The organism is Paenibacillus pabuli NBRC 13638 (assembly GCF_001514495.1).
Taxonomy (GTDB): Bacteria; Bacillota; Bacilli; order Paenibacillales; family Paenibacillaceae; genus Paenibacillus; species Paenibacillus pabuli.
The window spans coordinates 18,483-36,238 of the sequence record NZ_BCNM01000032.1 but is presented as its reverse complement, the minus strand read 5'-3'; the positions used below and the strand labels follow the sequence as shown (position 1 = coordinate 36,238).

The 17,756-nt window shown below is 48.9% G+C and carries 16 protein-coding genes; all 16 read left to right on the top strand.

Annotated features, from left to right (window positions below; genetic code table 11):
- Positions 1 to 266: 266 nt before the first annotated feature.
- The 16 genes from spoVT (at position 267) to nadA (ending at position 17,754) form a co-directional block, all read left to right on the top strand.
- Positions 267 to 809 carry a stage V sporulation protein T gene (gene spoVT, locus PPA03S_RS29555; RefSeq protein ID WP_062329385.1) on the top strand — a complete coding sequence of 181 codons (543 nt, stop codon included), beginning with the start codon at positions 267 to 269 and terminating at the stop codon, positions 807 to 809.
- Between the two features lie 186 nt (positions 810 to 995).
- Positions 996 to 2,696 (top strand): putative polysaccharide biosynthesis protein, encoded by a 1,701-nt coding sequence (locus PPA03S_RS29550; protein ID WP_062329384.1) that lies wholly within the window; start codon positions 996 to 998, stop codon positions 2,694 to 2,696.
- A gap of 247 nt (positions 2,697 to 2,943) precedes the next feature.
- Positions 2,944 to 4,437 (top strand): bifunctional methyltransferase/pyrophosphohydrolase YabN, encoded by a 1,494-nt coding sequence (yabN, locus tag PPA03S_RS29545; RefSeq protein WP_062329382.1) that lies wholly within the window; start codon positions 2,944 to 2,946, stop codon positions 4,435 to 4,437.
- 429 nt (positions 4,438 to 4,866) lie between these two features.
- Positions 4,867 to 5,139, top strand: coding sequence for an HU family DNA-binding protein (locus PPA03S_RS29540; protein ID WP_017691362.1), 273 nt, complete (start codon positions 4,867 to 4,869; stop codon positions 5,137 to 5,139).
- Entirely contained in the window at positions 5,139 to 5,417 is a 279-nt protein-coding gene (locus PPA03S_RS29535; protein WP_024633720.1) for an RNA-binding S4 domain-containing protein, read from the top strand. The genes PPA03S_RS29540 and PPA03S_RS29535 overlap by 1 nt, the downstream gene beginning before the upstream one ends.
- Positions 5,418 to 5,592: 175 nt before the next feature.
- Positions 5,593 to 5,877: a sporulation protein YabP gene (yabP, locus tag PPA03S_RS29530; RefSeq protein WP_053778920.1), complete on the top strand. Its 285-nt coding sequence runs from the start codon at positions 5,593 to 5,595 to the stop codon at positions 5,875 to 5,877.
- Entirely contained in the window at positions 5,874 to 6,443 is a 570-nt protein-coding gene (yabQ, locus tag PPA03S_RS29525; protein ID WP_062329380.1) for a spore cortex biosynthesis protein YabQ, read from the top strand. Before yabP ends, yabQ begins: the two co-directional genes overlap by 4 nt.
- A 12-nt stretch (positions 6,444 to 6,455) precedes the next feature.
- A complete protein-coding gene (locus PPA03S_RS29520) occupies positions 6,456 to 6,791 on the top strand; it encodes an FtsB family cell division protein (protein WP_062329378.1) in 336 nt (111 codons plus the stop codon).
- A gap of 198 nt (positions 6,792 to 6,989) precedes the next feature.
- Positions 6,990 to 7,517, top strand: coding sequence for a S1 domain-containing RNA-binding protein (locus PPA03S_RS29515; RefSeq protein WP_024633724.1), 528 nt, complete (start codon positions 6,990 to 6,992; stop codon positions 7,515 to 7,517).
- 501 nt (positions 7,518 to 8,018) lie between these two features.
- Entirely contained in the window at positions 8,019 to 10,526 is a 2,508-nt protein-coding gene (gene spoIIE / locus PPA03S_RS29510) for a stage II sporulation protein E (protein ID WP_174532171.1), read from the top strand.
- Positions 10,527 to 10,609: 83 nt separating this feature from the next.
- Entirely contained in the window at positions 10,610 to 11,362 is a 753-nt protein-coding gene (locus tag PPA03S_RS29505; protein ID WP_062329376.1) for a vWA domain-containing protein, read from the top strand.
- On the top strand, positions 11,346 to 12,293 hold the full coding sequence (locus tag PPA03S_RS29500) for a serine/threonine protein kinase (protein ID WP_062329374.1): 948 nt from the start codon (positions 11,346 to 11,348) through the stop codon (positions 12,291 to 12,293). The genes PPA03S_RS29505 and PPA03S_RS29500 overlap by 17 nt, the downstream gene beginning before the upstream one ends.
- A gap of 44 nt (positions 12,294 to 12,337) precedes the next feature.
- Positions 12,338 to 13,777 (top strand): tRNA lysidine(34) synthetase TilS, encoded by a 1,440-nt coding sequence (gene tilS / locus PPA03S_RS29495; protein ID WP_062329372.1) that lies wholly within the window; start codon positions 12,338 to 12,340, stop codon positions 13,775 to 13,777.
- A gap of 52 nt (positions 13,778 to 13,829) precedes the next feature.
- A complete protein-coding gene (gene hpt, locus PPA03S_RS29490; protein WP_062329370.1) occupies positions 13,830 to 14,369 on the top strand; it encodes a hypoxanthine phosphoribosyltransferase in 540 nt (179 codons plus the stop codon).
- Between the two features lie 100 nt (positions 14,370 to 14,469).
- Complete coding sequence (ftsH, locus tag PPA03S_RS29485; RefSeq protein ID WP_062329368.1) at positions 14,470 to 16,518, top strand: ATP-dependent zinc metalloprotease FtsH; 2,049 nt, start codon at positions 14,470 to 14,472, stop codon at positions 16,516 to 16,518.
- A 297-nt stretch (positions 16,519 to 16,815) separates the two neighbouring features.
- On the top strand, positions 16,816 to 17,754 hold the full coding sequence (gene nadA / locus PPA03S_RS29480; protein WP_062329366.1) for a quinolinate synthase NadA: 939 nt from the start codon (positions 16,816 to 16,818) through the stop codon (positions 17,752 to 17,754).
- Positions 17,755 to 17,756: the final 2 nt, after the last annotated feature.

Below are 17,756 nucleotides of genomic sequence, written 5' to 3'. Positions count from 1 at the left end.
ATTGGAATTTGGACAACCATACAGAGAAGCAAGGGGAGGTCTTAGGGCCTCCTTCTTGCTTCTTATTTGTATTTGGGGCTGCGAAATGGGTATATGGTCTCCTTCTGCAGAATGGACACAACTATATTCTCCAAATCATGTATAAGGAAATGGGAACAGATGAATACTATGGTCAAGATATCACACTAAACGTTCTGGGACTTTCCTCTACCCATTAAGGAACAGTAGTTGAAAAATCTTCTCGAGAAAGTGGGGCAACATGTGAAATGAAAGCTACTGGTATTGTCCGCCGTATAGATGACCTCGGTCGTGTGGTCATTCCAAAAGAAATCCGCCGTACGTTACGTATCCGTGAAGGCGATCCACTGGAGATTTTTGTGGACCGCGATGGAGAGGTTATTCTTAAAAAATATTCGCCGATCGGCGAACTTGGTGATTTTGCCAAAGAATATGCAGAATCGCTGTATGAAAGCACAGGCCACGTTACCATGATCTCTGATCGTGATACCATCATTACGGTGGCAGGTGGCTCCAAGAAAGAGTATTTGGACAAGCAGGTGGGTCAACTGGTGGAAAGTTGTATGGAGAACCGGAAGACGATGATCGAGACCAATAATGGTTCTTATGAGCTTAGCAAAGATCATGACGAGACGTTATCTTCTTTTGTTATTGCCCCGATCATCTCCGGTGGCGATCCTATCGGAACGGTAATCCTTTTCAACAAGGATGAATCGGTGAAAATGTCTCAAATGGAAGTTAAAATGTCTGAGACAGCTGCCGGATTCCTTGGCAAACAGATGGAACAATAAAACGCAAAAACTCCTGGTGCCCTGAGGCATACAGGAGTTTTTGCGTTTTAGGGGAACCGTGGAAGGACTAATGGAGGGCCCGTAGTCTGGAAAACCTGATGGGTTAGTTTGAGTGCCTATGGACAGGTATAATAGCTAAGTATACGTTGAACGAACTGAACGAACGGACATACGCAGGAGGGACATATGAAACAGTCGTCTACGGGCTCAAGGTTGCTTCAGGGCGCATTTGTGCTTGGGTTTGCCGCTATAATATCCAAAATCATTGGTGCCTTTCAGAAGATTCCGCTGCAAAATCTGGGCGGAGACGGGGTTTTTGGTATCTACAACACGGTGTACCCGTTCTATATGCTCATCATTACCATTGCTGCTGCCGGGCTGCCTGTCGCTGTATCCAAATTCGTAGCCGAGCAGAATGCTCTTGGCCGACCGGAGGAGGGCAGACGGGTTATACGCTTGTCCTCGATGCTGCTCGGTGGAATTGGACTGGCGCTGGCCTTGTTGATGTATATAGGCGCACCGCTTATTGGAGATCTGATTGGAAACGGGAGTGTCGTACCGTCCATTCGGGCGGCTTCAATGGCATTGTTGTTTGTACCGGTGATGACAGGGTTACGGGGTTACTTTCAGGGCTTGCAGCAAATGGTGCCTACAGCGGTGTCCCAGGTGGTGGAGCAGTTGGTCAGGGTGACGGTGATGATCGTACTGTTACTATGGCTCATGGGACGGGATGCTTCGATGGAGACCATTGCTGCTGGGGCCATGCTTGGTTCGGTGGCTGGAGGCATTGCCGGGTTAGTCGCCATGCTTGGCTACATGTACCGTCATCGACGGAAATATCGGGAACCGTCCGCTGTTAAGATTGACGCTGAGGCAGCTGAGCAGATGGAGCAAACCAAAGAACACCCAAGCGGGGGGAGCAGCCTTCCGTTTGTGGAACGGCGTTCCAACCGCGAATGGATTAGAACCTTGCTGATCTATGCCATTCCGGTCTGTCTCGGATCACTGGCCGTGCCATTGATGAATCTAGTGGATACCTTCACGGTACCCCGGTTGTTAAGACGAGAAGGGTTGGATGAGCTCCAATCCATGGTCTCCTTCGGGGTTTACAATCGGGGCTTGCCGTTAGTTCAGCTGGTGACGATGCTTGCCACGTCATTATCGGTGCTCTTTATTCCGGCAATGGCCGAAGCCCGGCTTAAGGGCGGGCCGGAAGCCGTGAGACAGCAAGCAGGCCTTGCGCTGCGCTGGTTCTGGTTGATCGGCCTGGCGGCGTCCGCGGGTCTGGCGGTGCTGGCTGAGCCAATTAACCGCATGCTGTACGGGGATGCCGCAGGCACCGAAGCTTTGCGGTACATGGCGCTGATGGCTGCGGGCAGCACCGTCAGCATCATTGCGGCGGCGCTGCTGCAGGGCCTCGGCGCCGTACGCGCACCCGCGTTCAGCATGCTGGCCGCCGCAGGCGTCAAGGCGCTGCTGAACGTCTTGCTTGTGCCGACGCTGGGCATCAGCGGCGCGGCTCTGGCCGGAGCAGTCGCCTATATGCTGGCGGCTGGCCTGAATGTGGCGCTGCTGGCGCGTCTCACCGCCATGCGCCCAGCCCCCGGCGCCGTCCTGGCGAAGCCGGCGCTGGTCATCGCCGCCATGAGCCTGGCGGCGGCAGGCACGGCCTGGGCCGCCGAAGCAGCACTCGGCGGCATTGGGATCGCGGCCGATCGCAGGCTGGCCGCGGTGGGCGTGAGCCTGCTTGGCGTAGCCGCAGGCTCGGCCGTGTTCGTGCTGGCCGCGGCCCGGACGGGACTGCTGACCGCCGCAGAGCTGGCGGCCGTGCCCAAGCTGGGGCCGCTTCTGGCCAAGCTGCTGCGCAGACTGCGTGTGCTGCGCTAAACCCGCGTTTTCGCTGCTACACTTAGCGTTACGCCCCCATTCAACCCGGCTCTCACATGCTAAAGCAGAGCAGCAGAGTTTGAATGAGTCAAACCGTGTCAATGCCATTACAATTATAGGATATCGCCTGATTCTGGTATAATACGTGTAATTATAGAGCGCCGTTCTGCTTCATGGCCCATCCACAATCGAATTTATAGGGTTGGGGGAGGTCGGAACAGGATGGTTCGGATGGAGGCTTACAAAGATGAGTGCAGCTTTGACAGTAGTTGGTCTTGGTTCTGGAGATGCAGACCAGCTGACAGTAGGAATTATTAAAAAAATGAAACACGCAGCTACGCTGTATGTGCGCACACTGGATCACCCCGTGGTGAATGATCTGAAGCAGGAAGGACTGGAGATGACATCATTCGATGCCATCTACGAGGCTAAAGCTTCTTTTCCCGAAGTCTACGATGAAATTGCAGACCGGCTGATCGAGGCCGCACGCACGGGTGAACAAGGTACCGAGATCGTTTATGCCGTGCCAGGGCATCCTATGGTCGCAGAAGCGAGTGTACGCCTGTTGAAAGAGCGCTGCCCCCAGATGGGCATTTCGCTGCGTGTCATGGGTGGAGAGAGTTTTCTGGATGAAGCATTCATTCGTCTGGGGTTCGATCCCATTGAAGGTTTTCAGCTTCTAGATGCCAGTAGTCTGAACACGGAACTGGTGCAACCCCAGCTGCATACCTTGATCGGGCAAGTCTATGATGTGTTTACCGCTTCCGACGTCAAACTGTGCCTGATGGACGTTTATCCTGACGATTATCCGGTATTTGTTGGACATGCCTTGGGTGTACAGGGGCAGGAGATCATTCACAAGGTACCACTGCATGAACTGGACCGTATTGAAGGGTATGGTAATCTATCACTGATCTATGTGCCAAAAAATACGGATGACGCGCTACGTCGACGTTCCTTCGCACGATTGCATGAAATCGTGAATATCCTCCGCAGTCCAGGCGGCTGTCCATGGGATCAGGAACAGACCCACCAATCAATTCGCAAAAATCTGATTGAGGAAACCTATGAAGTCATTGAAACCATTGATGAGGATGACCCCGATCACATGAAGGAGGAGCTGGGTGATCTTCTGTTACAGATTTTGCTTCACTCCCAGATGGAAGAAGAGGTTGGCACGTTCAACGTGTACGACGTTATTGAAGGATTGAACGACAAGCTTATTTTCCGTCATCCGCACGTATTTGGCGAACAGCAGGCAGAGGATGCGAATGAGGCGCTGCAAAACTGGGAACAGATGAAGGCAGAGGAGAAAAAGCGTAAAGGACAGGACCTGCAGAAGACTTCCATCCTGGATGGTATTCCCCGTGACTTGCCTGCTTTGATGAAAGGATATAAATTGCAGAAGAAAGCGGCCAAGGTCGGTTTCGACTGGGACGATGTGGAAGGTGTCTTTGCCAAGATCGAAGAAGAACTGGCTGAGCTAAAAGAAGCGGTGCAGCATAACCAGTCTGCGGAAGAACGGAAGTTGGAGCTGGGCGATCTACTTTTTGCAGCTGCCAATGTCGCCAGATTCATTGATACGGACCCGGAGGAGGCGCTTGCCGCCACCAATCGGAAATTCGTTCAGCGTTTCCAATATATCGAGGACCGTCTGCGTGAACAGGGAAGAACTCCGTCAGACAGTAATATCGATGAAATGGAGCAATACTGGCAGGCAGCGAAGAAGGCTGGATTGTAACGGGTTCTGGCATTTTGAGTGCTGATCCGATATCATTCACATAGGTGAGCATTTTGCATAAATTCAAAGAGCGTCTTTCAATCAGCAAGATATGGATCGAAATGCTTCACTTCTATTCGTCTATATGTTGTACTCGGGAGCGAGATGAATCGAATTAATGCAAATTGCTCAGGTACATCATGCGTATTTTGTTAGTCGATGCAATAAACCAATGATCACTTGTGTGATTGATGGAGGGTTGTTTCGGGTACTGGACTTAGACTGTTCTTGGGCAGGATCGACAGAATGTGAAAAAAGTCGAGGGCCAAGGCAGGATTTCAGATGCCAAGCCAGAATACATGTGTAGTAACCTAGCGCGGAGTCAGCGGCAGCAGATCTGCTGCCATGGATTCGCAGATACTTTTTTTTCAATTTGGGAGGCTTTTAAAAATGAACAAAACAGATCTGATTAACAACATTTCCACCAAAAGCGGTTTGACTAAAAAAGACGTTGAGTCCGTATTGAACGGCTTTTTGGGAGAGATTACAGATGCACTTGCCAGCGGAGACAAAGTACAATTGATCGGCTTTGGCACTTTTGAGACCCGCAAACGTTCCGGTCGTACCGGACGTAACCCACAAACAGGGAATGAAATCGTAATTCCTGAGTCCACCGTTCCTGCGTTCAAAGCAGGCAACAAACTTAAAGAAGCCGTAAAATAATGCGTCTTGATAAATTCCTGAAGGTCTCTCGGCTGATCAAGCGCCGCACCGTGGCCAAGGACGTCTCCGAACAGGGACGTGTTCTGGTGAACGGGCGCGAAGCGAAGCCCAGCGCCGCTGTCAAAGTGGGCGATGAGCTGACGGTTCAGTTTGGTCAAAAGCTGGTCACCGTAAAGGTGGAACGCCTTGCTGAGAGTACCAAGAAGGACGAGGCAAGCAGCCTCTACACCTTGGTTAAGGAAGAGCCGATCGCCAAGGATAATGGGTTGAACTGGTAATAGGAATGCCCGATATGCTTATGTATCCATTCATGGCATGAAATGAAGCGCCTTTCCCGTAGAGGGAGGGGCGCTTTTTTGATGCGTATTTATCTGACATTCGGTTTCATCCGCCCTTGGTTCTATTCCGCACTTCTGATCCATAAGCTAGGTGTAAGAAGGAGGGGTACATGCCATGGTTGAGCAAAGTAAAACGAAACAGCATCATCTGAGCATGCAGAATCGGAAACTGCTGGATCTGACAGGTGTCTCCAATGTGGAGAGCTTCGACAGTGAGGAATTTTTACTGCAAACTGAACTTGGGCATCTGACCATCCGGGGGCACAATTTACATATCAAAAACCTTAGCCTGGAGGACGGTTTGCTATCTATCGAGGGAACGGTCAGTTCTCTGCAATATCTGGACCCCGGTTCCCAATCCAAGAACGGTAAAGGCCTGTTCGGCAAGATGTTCCGATGAGTCCGGATACTCAATGGATCACATTGATGTGGATGCTGATATCAGGGGCCGTGATGGGGATGGCCTACGACAGTTACCGGGTACTGTCCGGTCAGCTGCGGTTCCCGAGATGGAGTGTCCACACGCTAGATCTGTTGTACTGGGTCGCCTCCGCGCTGTTCGTCTTCCGGATGCTGTACGCCGGTAATCACGGACAGCTGCGGTTTTATGTCTTTTTGGGGCTGATTATAGGGGTTTGCTTCTATTTTTGGCTTTTAAGTGTTACAACCCAGCGTTTTGTGGTAATGTTAATTAAACTCGCAAGAACGCTGATTCATTGGTGTGGACATATCCTTAACATCCTGATCGTTATGCCGGCTAAAGGGCTTTATAAGCTGTTGCGTGTATTATTTGGTTTTATACTCGCAATTCTATTATTTCTGGGCAAGCTGGTATTGCAATGTTTGGTACCTTTCGGCAAGTTGTTCCGCTGGATGTTTAGGCCGCTCCTGAAGCACTGGGTAACGCCACGCTTCCTGATCCGTGCGGGTTCAAGTATTGCAGCGATGTGGAAACGCTGGTTTTAAGGAGGTCCAATAATGGGTAAAACACCTATGAGCAAATCAAAAGTACAAGCAGGCCAAGGAAAATCTGCTGGTGCAAAAAGGCGTCTCATGCTTTGGATGACTTTTATGGTTGTGTTTATCATTTGGGCAGGATATACGTTCCTTGTGCAGACTGCACAAATTTCGGACAAGAGTTCTCATCTGGCGGCACAGCAAGCTTCAAAGGAAGAAACACAGAAGAAGCTGGATCAGTTGAAGTATGAAGTCAGCCGGTTGAAGGATCCCGAATACATAGGACAACTGGCACGAAAAAAAGGATACTATCTGCCTGACGAAACACCCATTAAGGTTGAAGAGTCAGGGAACTGATGTAATTCGGCTCAATACGGAGCAAGGTTTGTTGTCTACATGTCTGAAGCCGTCATACCGGAAAAAATAGGCTCCCTTAAGGGGCAGAGCTCAGTTGACCTTGGTTTGCGGCATAAGGTATAATTACATTAGCACAGCATTGATTTTGGCATTCAAAAAATCGGGTTGTATATTTTTAAGGGAGGATCATTTTATTCTATGGCAATTGAAGTGGGCACCAAGTTAGAGGGCAAGGTGACAGGCATCACGCATTTTGGAGCATTTGTGGATCTGTCAGGAGGTGTCACGGGTCTCGTTCACATCTCGGAAATCGCCGACAATTACGTCAAAGATGTCAACGACCACCTGAAACTTAATGACCTCGTTACAGTGAAGGTCATCAACGTTGACAAGGATGGCAAGATTGGGCTTTCCATTAAGCAAGCTGTTGACAAACCGGTTGAGCAACAAACCCAGTCCAGACCCCCAAGAGCTCCTAGACCGGAACGCAGTGGAGGAGATCGCGAACGATTCAGCGGTGGAGGCCCAAGTGGTGGCCAAGGCCGTGGCGGCGGTGGTGGTGGATTTAACCGTGACCGCGGAGGCCGTTCTTTCAAGCCCGCAGCAGGCAAACCTTCATTTGAGGATAAAATGTCACGCTTCCTGAAAGATAGCGAAGAGCGGATTTCTTCGTTGAAGAAGAACACAGAAGGCAAACGTGGTGGCCGAGGAGCCAAACGCGTCTAATCTGGTTCAACCTGATTTAAAATATAAGTAAAACCGTTAGCCTTGGGGCTGGCGGTTTTTTTGCGTTCTTTTTTTATTGTGGCAGTATATCGTTTGCCTATAGACAATAGACCGAATTCATAGCCGTTTTTGTAATGTGAGGTTCCATTTCACCAGTTTTTCTGCACAGAAAAAAAGTACATAAGAACATTTGTCGTCTACCATTTTTTACCGACAGGTTTCCATGGCATTCCACAGGTATCCTGCTCAGATCGTGGCGATGCCGAAGTACTTCCGGTTCAAAATCAGACAAGTACCTTGTCGGCAGGGTCTGTTCCAAATCGATGAAACCACAATACGGCCGGGGGTTCCGCACCACCGCGCCGTATCTGTTTCTTTTGTCGTAAAGTTTTTGGAGCCTGCCCACCAATTGTGACAAACTACGTCTTCTATTCTATCTATAATCAGAACCATCGAGAACGAAACACGAAAAAACATTTAATCGAATGGGGTGCCTTGAGGATGATGGAAAAGTGGAATGTCATTCAATTTCCGGGAATGAAAGCTGGTAAAGGAGGTACAGAAGCTCGGGAGGAGCTGTCAGTACGTCTCAAACAGTGGATCAGCTCCCGCAAGGCTGTCCAGATCGTTGCTGCACGTAAATGGGTGCTGCTCCTCACCTTTATGGGATTCTTGTTAGGGAAAGCCATGATTCTGAATGAATTGTCGCCCTTTGCGATTGCTTACTTTGCGGTCATTGCCTTTATGCGCAGGGATTATATTATACCGGTTGGAGTCGCGTTGCTGGCCGGAAGCCTCTTTGCCCCATTCCCGGTACCGCTCATCGTAGCGTCGGAACTTGCCATCTTCTATCTGTTGTTCCGAGGACTGGAGTCTTATGACCGCGCTGAATTATCTTATGCGCCAACGATGGTGTTTACGACTACTTTTATGGTCAAGTTGTTCGCTGTCGTCATTGGGCCATCGTTCAGTTGGTACGCCATGCTAATGCTCACGATGGATTCCGTGCTCAGCTTTGTACTTACCCTGGTTTTCATACAGGCCATACCGATCTTCACGTATCGCAAAAAGAAGTTCAACCTAAAGAACGAGGAGATCCTCTGTTTGATCATATTACTCGCCTCAGTGATGACAGGAGCGGTAGGCTGGACGATTCAGTCCCTGTCCGTCGAGCATATGCTCTCCCGGTATCTCATTCTGATCTTCGCGCTGGTGGGCGGAGCCCCCCTCGGAGCCTCGGTTGGGGTCATTACTGGCCTCATTCTGAGTTTGGCTGATATGTCAGCGGTGTATCAGATGAGTCTGCTTGCTTTTGCAGGCATGCTGGCAGGTATGCTGAGAGAGGGCAAACGTGCAGCGGTTGCACTGGGCATGCTGCTGGGTTCCTCTATTCTGTCCATCTACCTGGGTGGACCAGGAGACGTCATGAATTCTTTATGGGAGACCTGCGCGGCCATTGTTCTGTTTATGTTAACGCCAAAGAGCTTGATGACAGCCATCTCCAAATATGTTCCTGGTACACAGGATCACACGAAGTCGCAGCATGAATATGCGAAGCGAATACGGGATATCACTGCAGAACGGGTCACTCGCTTCTCGCAGGTATTCCGTCAGCTGTCACGCAGCTTCGATCAGATGTCTGGGGCCGGAGAGCCGGTACAGAACGAGGGCGGGATGGAGCATTTCATGAATGCTGTAGCCGAGGGCACATGTTCAGGATGCTTTAAGAAGGCCCAATGCTGGGATGCGAAGTTCATTCAAACCTATAAATATATGACCGATGTGATGAGTTCCATTGAAACCAACCCGGAGATGTCAGGCAAGCAGATTCCGGTGGAATGGAACAGGGTATGTGCAAAACCGGAGGAGGTATTAGAAGTGATGCGTGCCCAGTATGGTCTGCATCAACATAACATGCAATGGAAGCGTCAGATTATAGATAGTCGTCAGCTGGTTGCAGAACAATTATCAGGGGTATCCCAGGTGATGGAGGACCTGGCGAAAGAAATTCAAAGGGAAAGTGAGGAGATGGTACAACAGGAGGAACAGATTCGGGATGCGCTTGAATCGTTAGGTCTGTCCATACATTCTATTGAAATCATTAATCTGGAAGCGGGGAATGTGGAAATTGAGATTGTTCATGCCTATACACGCGGATTTGACGAGTGCCGGAAAATGATTGCTCCGCTGATCTCGAATGTACTGGACGAGCATATTGCCGTCTTGAGTGAGACGATGCTCGACCCTCGCCAAGGACTGGCGACAGTCACCTTTGGCTCTGCCAAAACATTTGAGATCACAACGGGTGTTGCTGCCGCCGCCAAAGGGGGGGATGTTATGTCCGGAGACAGTTTCAGCACGGTTGAACTGGGCAATGGTACATTTGCGGTTGCACTTAGTGATGGTATGGGCAATGGGGAACGGGCACGTATGGAGAGCAGTGCTGCACTGAATATACTGGAGCAGTTGTTACAGTCGGGCATGGATGAGAAACTGGCGATCAAATCGGTGAATTCCGTTCTGATGCTGCGTTCTCCTGAAGAGATGTATGCTACGGTAGATATGGCACTGATCGATGAATATACAGCGGAGACCACATTTATGAAAATAGGCTCGACGCCTAGTTTTATTAAACGAGGGCAGGAGGTTATCCAGGTTTCGGCCAGTAATCTGCCGATTGGGATTATTAAGGACATTGAGGTGGATCTGGTAACCGTGCAACTTCAGCCAGGCGATATTTTGATTATGATGACGGATGGAATCTATGATGCGCCGGGGTACGCTGTCAATAAAGAATTATGGATCAAGCGTCTCATCCAGGAAATCGATAGCGAGGATCCGCAGGAGGTAGCGGATTGCTTGCTTGAGAGTGTTATTCGATATCAGCAGCACGAGATCTATGATGATATGACCGTAGTTGTAGGCAAAATAGAACATTTTCGCCCTGAATGGGCCACACTGCGAGTGCCCGGTATCAACCGGATGGAGCGTCCGCGCACTGTCAGTTAATCCATATTCCTCGTTTGAAGTCTCTTCATTCTGGCAATGCTAGTCATAGAGTTGGAGAGTAACGAATAACGGAGGGATATCGGATGAAGCAAATCTTGTTGATCACCGACGGTTGTTCCAATGTTGGCACAAGTCCGGTTCTGGCTGCGGCTGAAGCACGCGAAGAGGGGATTACAGTCAATGTAGTTGGTGTTATAGATTATGGAACTATTGGTGAGTTGGGCAGTCGGGAGATTGAGGATATTGCCAAGGCTGGAGGTGGCATTAGTCAGATCGTAGGCACAAGACAACTTGCGCATACGATGCAAATGATGACCAGAAAAACGGTGGTTCAGACCATTCAGCAGGCGGTTAATAGAGAGTTAACACAAATACTGGGAGAGCATGAGCCCAAAACGGTAACGGATCTTGAGCCGGTCAAACGTGCGCAGGTGGTTGAAGTGATGGATGATATGGCGGAAACAACACCGCTCCAAGTCATTCTTCTTATCGACGTAAGTGCCAGTATGAAACCGAAGCTGGCTGCTGTGGAAGAAGGGATTCGGGATTTAATGCTTAGTTTGCAGGCGCGTATGGGTCAGAGCCATCTTTCCGTATTTCATTTTCCCGGACGACATAGCGGAGAAGAAGCAGTCATGGACATCGACTGGACAGCCGATCTGAGCCGTGTACGTTCACTGTTTGGACGTTTACAGATGAAGGGAGCGACCCCGACAGGTCCTGCGATTCAAAGGGTGATTGATTTTTACCGTTATGGTACACTGGAGGGACAGCAGGAAATAGAAGGGAACTATCGCATTGAAAGAGAAGGGATGCTCGGTGACAACGTTGTCTGATGCCTCTTTCCCGCCAGGAACAGTCATAACAGGGAAATGGAATCGCGGCCGTTATACGATTCAGAAGCTTTTGGGCAAAGGAGCCAACGGCATCGTTTTTCTTGTCCAGCGGGGTGAGAATGGCAAACATTATGCGCTTAAAATGGGATTTGATCCTGTAGATCTGCAATCGGAAATTAATGTGCTCAAATCATTTCAATTGCAGCGTAATCATGAGGCCCTTCGGCAGAGCGGCATTCCTTCCTATCTCAAAGATGTGGATGACTATGCCGTTCGTGGCCGTGATATTCCTTTTTATGTGATGCGTTACGTTCGGGGTGAATCTTTGCACCACTTCATTCGGCGCCAAGGGACAGACTGGACGCTATTGGTTGGTCTCAGGCTATTGCAGAAGCTGGCTCAATTGCATCAGGCTGGATGGGTATTTGGCGATCTCAAACCCCAGAATGTACTGGTGTCTGATTATGGTCAGGTAGAATTGATCGATTATGGCGGGGTTACTTCCATTGGTCGTAGCGTCAAACAGTTCACCGAGTGGTATGACCGGGGATTCTGGAATGCAGGCAGCCGCACAGCAGATGGCACCTATGATGTATTTGCTTTTGCGTTGTTATTCATTCATGTATTGGAAGCCGATGCTCTCAAAGCGCTGGCCGCAGAAGGATTGCCACAGCTGCGAAGTGTGAACCAGCTTATAGCTCTGGTGGAACGCAGTGAACGGCTCACCCCTTTTCGAAATTGGACGATCCAGGCGCTCCGAGGTCAGTTTCAGGACGCCGGACACGCGGCTAAAGTATGGAAAGAAATGATGGTACGCCCTTCTCCTCTTCGTCGTCGTTCCAAAAGTACCACACCGCGTTGGCTCAAAAATGCATTTGCTGTATCCGTTATACTACTTATTGGGGTACTCATCTATGCACTGCGATTCTGAACTTTGAGCGTGCATATACATAACGTAAGGAATGAGGAACAGGTATGGAGGCTTTACGCTGGAACAGGCTGGTAAATAACGTGCTGGATGCAGCGGAAGAGCATCAGTTATGGGTTCCCGGGGATCGGATTGTCGTCGCAGTATCGGGCGGACCGGACTCGGTAGCTTTTTTGCATATCATGCATGAGATCAGTACCAGACATGTTCCACTGGAATTGATTTGTGCCCATGTACATCATGGTTTTCGGAGTGAATCAGATCATGAAGCCGAGATGATGAAGGAGCTTGCTTACCAGCTCGGCATTGCATTTGAATGGGTGAAAGCCGATGTGCCATCTTATATGAAGCTTACCGGCCAAGGTCCGCAGGAGGCCGCGCGCAACAAGCGGTATGAGTTTTTGCATGAAGTAGCTGCCCAATATAATGCGGCGAGCATTGCGCTTGCCCATCACGCAGATGACCAGGCAGAGACGGTTATGCTCCATTTACTGCGTGGAAGTGGCCTAACCGGACTCGCGGGAATGAAGTTTAAACGGCGAGAAAAAAATGTGGAACTTATTCGTCCATGCCTTCGTATAAACAAGACAGACCTTGTAGAAGCTTGTAATACCCAGGGTTTTCTGTACTTTAATGATGAAAGCAATTCCCTGCGTAAATATCGGCGCAATGCCATTCGCTTGGATGTGCTTCCTTTTTTGGGGCAATATAATGGACAGCTCACGCCGTCTTTGAATCGACTTGCCGAAATTGTAGGCGATGAAGACGATTTCATCGAACAAGGTGCATATGACGCATACAGGTGTCTAGTGCAGGCGAACGGCGGAAGGCAAACCTTTGAGGTGCCTTCCTTTTTGAAGTTACATGTCGCTTTACAACGAAGGTTGATTAAACTAATATTGAATTATCTGCCTTTGGACAGTGATTTTGTCGACTTTACCCGTATTGAGACCATTCGCCGCAAGGTAATTCAGCCTGACGCGACGACCTGGAGCCTGGACATAGGACAGACACTCGCCTGTACCCGGGAGTATGATCTGATCTCTTTCGGCATACGGACTGACGTACAGGATCAATCTTACGAATATCGTCTTGCTCAATGGAGCGGAACTTATGAGCTTTCTCTCACGGAAATCGACCGACATGTTCGGCTTGTTCCGATGAGTCCCGAGGACTATCATGTACCGGAATCGGCGGATCAAGCCGCATTTGATGCGGATCAACTGCTTATGCCGCTGGTTGTGCGTTCACGGTTACCTGGAGATACCATGAAAGTGATGGGATTAAACGGAAGCAAAAAGGTGAAAAATATTTTCATCGATGAGAAAATCCCCCCTTCTGTCCGTTCACGGATTCCCGTGGTGTGTGATGGAGCAGGTAATATCATCTGGCTACCAGGCGTTCGCCGGTCCAGTGTAGCTCCTGTCAAGGAGGACACTTCCGTAATCCTGTACATGACTGTAGGCGATTCAGCGATTCAGGGGTAGTGGTTATGGTTCAGGTAAGGCTTTCATAGTATAACTTAGGAGGTTCGCACAGTTGCAGAACGACATTCAGGAAGTATTGATCAGTGAAGAAGAGATTCAGAGTAAAATCAAGGAATTAGGCGCAACATTAAGTGCCGAATATGCAAATCGCAATCCTTTGGTCATTTGTGTGCTCAAGGGTGCGTTTATATTTATGGCCGATTTGGTTAAGAACATTACGGTGCCTGTCGAGATGGACTTCATGGCAGTATCGAGTTACGGCGCTTCCACCAAATCATCTGGCGTTGTCAAAATCATTAAGGATTTGGATGTACCCGTTGAAGGTCGCGAAGTTCTGATCGTAGAAGACATTATCGATAGTGGGCTTACACTCAGCTATCTGATTGAACTCTTGGAAAACCGCGGCGCAGAATCTGTCCGTGTTGTCACGCTGTTTGACAAACCTTCAGGTCGCAAAGTGGAACTTGAAGCTCATTACACAGGTTTTGATATTCCAGATGCATTTATCGTTGGATATGGTCTGGATTATGCCGAGAAGTACCGGAACCTCCCTTACATCGGGATTTTGAAACCGGAAATTTATAGCAACTGATGTTTAAGCTAGTCCAAGCCCTGATCTGTTGGTGGCTTCTGTTGAGAAGCCATGTCGGGCTATGTTAAAATAATTGAAGTGTCTCGAGAGGAGGTAGGGGATGAATCGGTTCATCCGGAATTCTGCTTTTTATTTGATTCTTTTTTTAGTTGTGGTGGGGATAGTCCAGTTCGTCAGCAATGGCGGCGAAGCCACCGATAATCCTAGATATGATCAGTTGCGCGCGGCGATCAAGGCAAACAACGTCTCTGAATTGACGGTTCAATTCAACGGTCAGACGTACCTCGTGACCGGTCAATACAGGGAGACGCCTGACGGAGCCAAATCAGAAAATTTCTCAACGTATATTCCTCCTACGGATGAGGCAATTAGTGAGCTTGTAACTGCAAGCGAAACGAACAAATTCCAATATCATCAGGAACCTATGAAAGGTGACAGCATCTGGTTGACGTTGCTGACTTCCTTTATTCCTTTGATCATTATGTTCCTGCTGTTCTTCTTCCTGTTTAATCAGGCTCAAGGCGGCGGCGGTAAAGTAATGAACTTTGGTAAAAGCCGTGCTCGTCTCTATAACGAAGAGAAGAAACGGGTTACGTTTGAAGATGTTGCGGGTGCAGACGAAGAGAAACAGGAGCTTGTTGAAGTCGTAGACTTCCTCAAGGACCCTCGTAAATTCGCAGCAGTAGGTGCACGGATTCCGAAAGGCGTATTGCTTGTAGGTCCTCCGGGTACAGGTAAAACCTTGCTCGCTCGTGCTGTTGCCGGTGAAGCGGGTGTACCCTTCTTCAGTATTTCGGGTTCTGACTTCGTTGAAATGTTCGTCGGTGTCGGTGCATCTCGTGTACGTGACTTGTTTGAAAATGCGAAGAAAAACGCCCCATGTATTATCTTTATCGATGAGATTGATGCTGTAGGACGTCAGCGTGGTGCTGGTCTTGGTGGTGGTCACGACGAACGTGAACAAACACTCAACCAGTTGCTCGTTGAAATGGACGGATTCGGAGCCAATGAAGGTATTATCATCGTTGCCGCAACGAACCGTGCTGATATTCTGGACCCTGCCTTGCTCCGTCCAGGACGTTTTGACCGTCAAATCACGGTTGATCGCCCTGACGTGAGAGGTCGTGAAGCAGTTCTGAAAGTACACTCACGCAACAAACCACTCACCAAAGATGTGAAGCTGGATATTATTGCGAAGCGTACTACCGGATTCTCCGGTGCAGATTTGGAAAATCTCTTGAATGAAGCGGCGTTGCTTGCGGCACGTCGTAACCGTAGAGACATTTCCATGCGTGAAGTAGACGAAGCGATTGATCGTGTCATTGTAGGTACGGAGAAGAAAAGCCGTGTCATCAGTGATCGTGAGAAACGTATTGTCGCTTATCACGAAGCAGGTCATACCATTGTAGGATACTTCCTGGAACATGCCGATATGGTACATAAAGTTACTATTATTCCGCGTGGACGCGCGGGTGGATATGTAATCATGTTACCAAAAGAAGATCGTATGCTTGTTACCAAGCAAGAGTTGCTGGACAAAATTACTGGACTCCTTGGCGGCCGTGTTTCCGAAGAACTGTTTATCGGTGAGATCGGTACGGGTGCATACAGTGACTTCCAACAAGCGACGGGGATTGTCCGTAGCATGGTTATGGAATACGGTATGAGTGAGAAATTGGGACCTATGCAGTTTGGTAGTTCGCAGGGACAGGTATTCTTGGGTCGTGATATCGGTCACGAACAGAATTACTCGGATTCCATTGCCTATGAGATCGATCAGGAAATGCAACGTTTCATTAACGAATGTTATGAGAAGTGTAAAGACTTGCTTGTTAAACATTCCAAAGAAGTGCATCTGATCGCTCAAACGTTGCTGGAAGTGGAGACACTGGAAATGGATCAGATCAAGCAATTGATCGATACAGGTTCCCTGACTCCAAAAAAAGATGAAAACAGCAACGATGGTGAAGGTACGCCTAGCGAAGGCGGAGAGGCGATCATCGATAACATCGGCGATGTACGTGTCCGTATCCAAGGCAAAGACGAAACGCCTGAGCCACCAGCGGGAGATATTCCTAACGAAGCTCCGAATCTGGACAAAGGAAACAGCAATGACCCGGATGATGGTGGAACGAAGCCAACTTCTTAAGGTATAAAACGATTTGGCTAAGCAAAGCAGATCTCAAAGAGAGCCCTAGGGCTCTCTTTTTTTATGAATTAGTTCAAATTGTATAGATACAGATATCCGGGAGCTTTGGGGCGAACCGCGTAGGAAATGGACGGTTATGCTGATATTATGGGGTGTTTTCATTTATTGACAGAGTCGTGAACGTTGTGTACATTAGGTGTTAAACCGCTTGTGATTCGTTTCTCAAGCGAAAATGAAGACATAGGTTAGCCATATGAAACAGCGCATGGCGCTGTCCCGATAAGGAGAGGATCACAGGTGGAAGCTCTGGCTTTAGAGCGCAAGGCTGAGATGAACCGGGAGCTGCGTGAGCGGCTGATGGAGTTGAAGAAGGAACGTAATGCCATTATTCTTGCCCATTATTATCAACGTGACGAAGTGCAGGAGGTAGCCGATTTCCGTGGAGATTCGTTTCTGCTCGCTCAGAAGGCAGCACAAACGGATGCGGATGTCATCGTTTTCTGTGGTGTTCATTTTATGGGTGAAAGCGCTAAAATCCTTGCCCCGAACAAGACGGTTATTATTCCAGATGAACGCGCAGGCTGCCCAATGGCAGACATGGTGAATGTTGAAGGTCTACGTAAATTGAAAGCACAGCATCCGAATGCCAAAGTTGTCACGTATATCAATTCCTCAGCTGAAATCAAAGCAGAGACCGACATATGCTGTACTTCTGCCAATGCTGTCAGAGTCATTCAATCTGTAGATTCCGATGAAATTATCTGGGTGCCGGATAAGAACCTGGGACACTATGTGCAACAACATACAGACAAGAAAATGATTATATGGGAAGGTTACTGCAATACGCATGATATGCTGACGGTCAAAGACGTGGTTGAGATGAGAGCGAAGTATCCAAACGCGGAGTTCGTCGTTCATCCGGAATGTCGTCCTGAGGTTGTGGAGATGGGTGATTTTGTAGGCAGTACAACAGCCATTTTGGAATACTGCAAAAATTCGTCTGCCAAAGAATTTATCGTAGGTACCGAAGATGGCACGGGATACCAGCTTCGCCTGGATAGCCCGGACAAACAATTCCACTTTGCTACCAAGTTCCTCGTATGTCCGAATATGAAGGTTAATAACTTGAAAAAGCTGGTTAAATGCCTGGAGACGATGAAGCCGCAAATTTACGTGCCACCAGCAGTTGCCGACAAAGCCAGAGAATCACTAGAGCGCATGTTACTGGTGAAGTAACA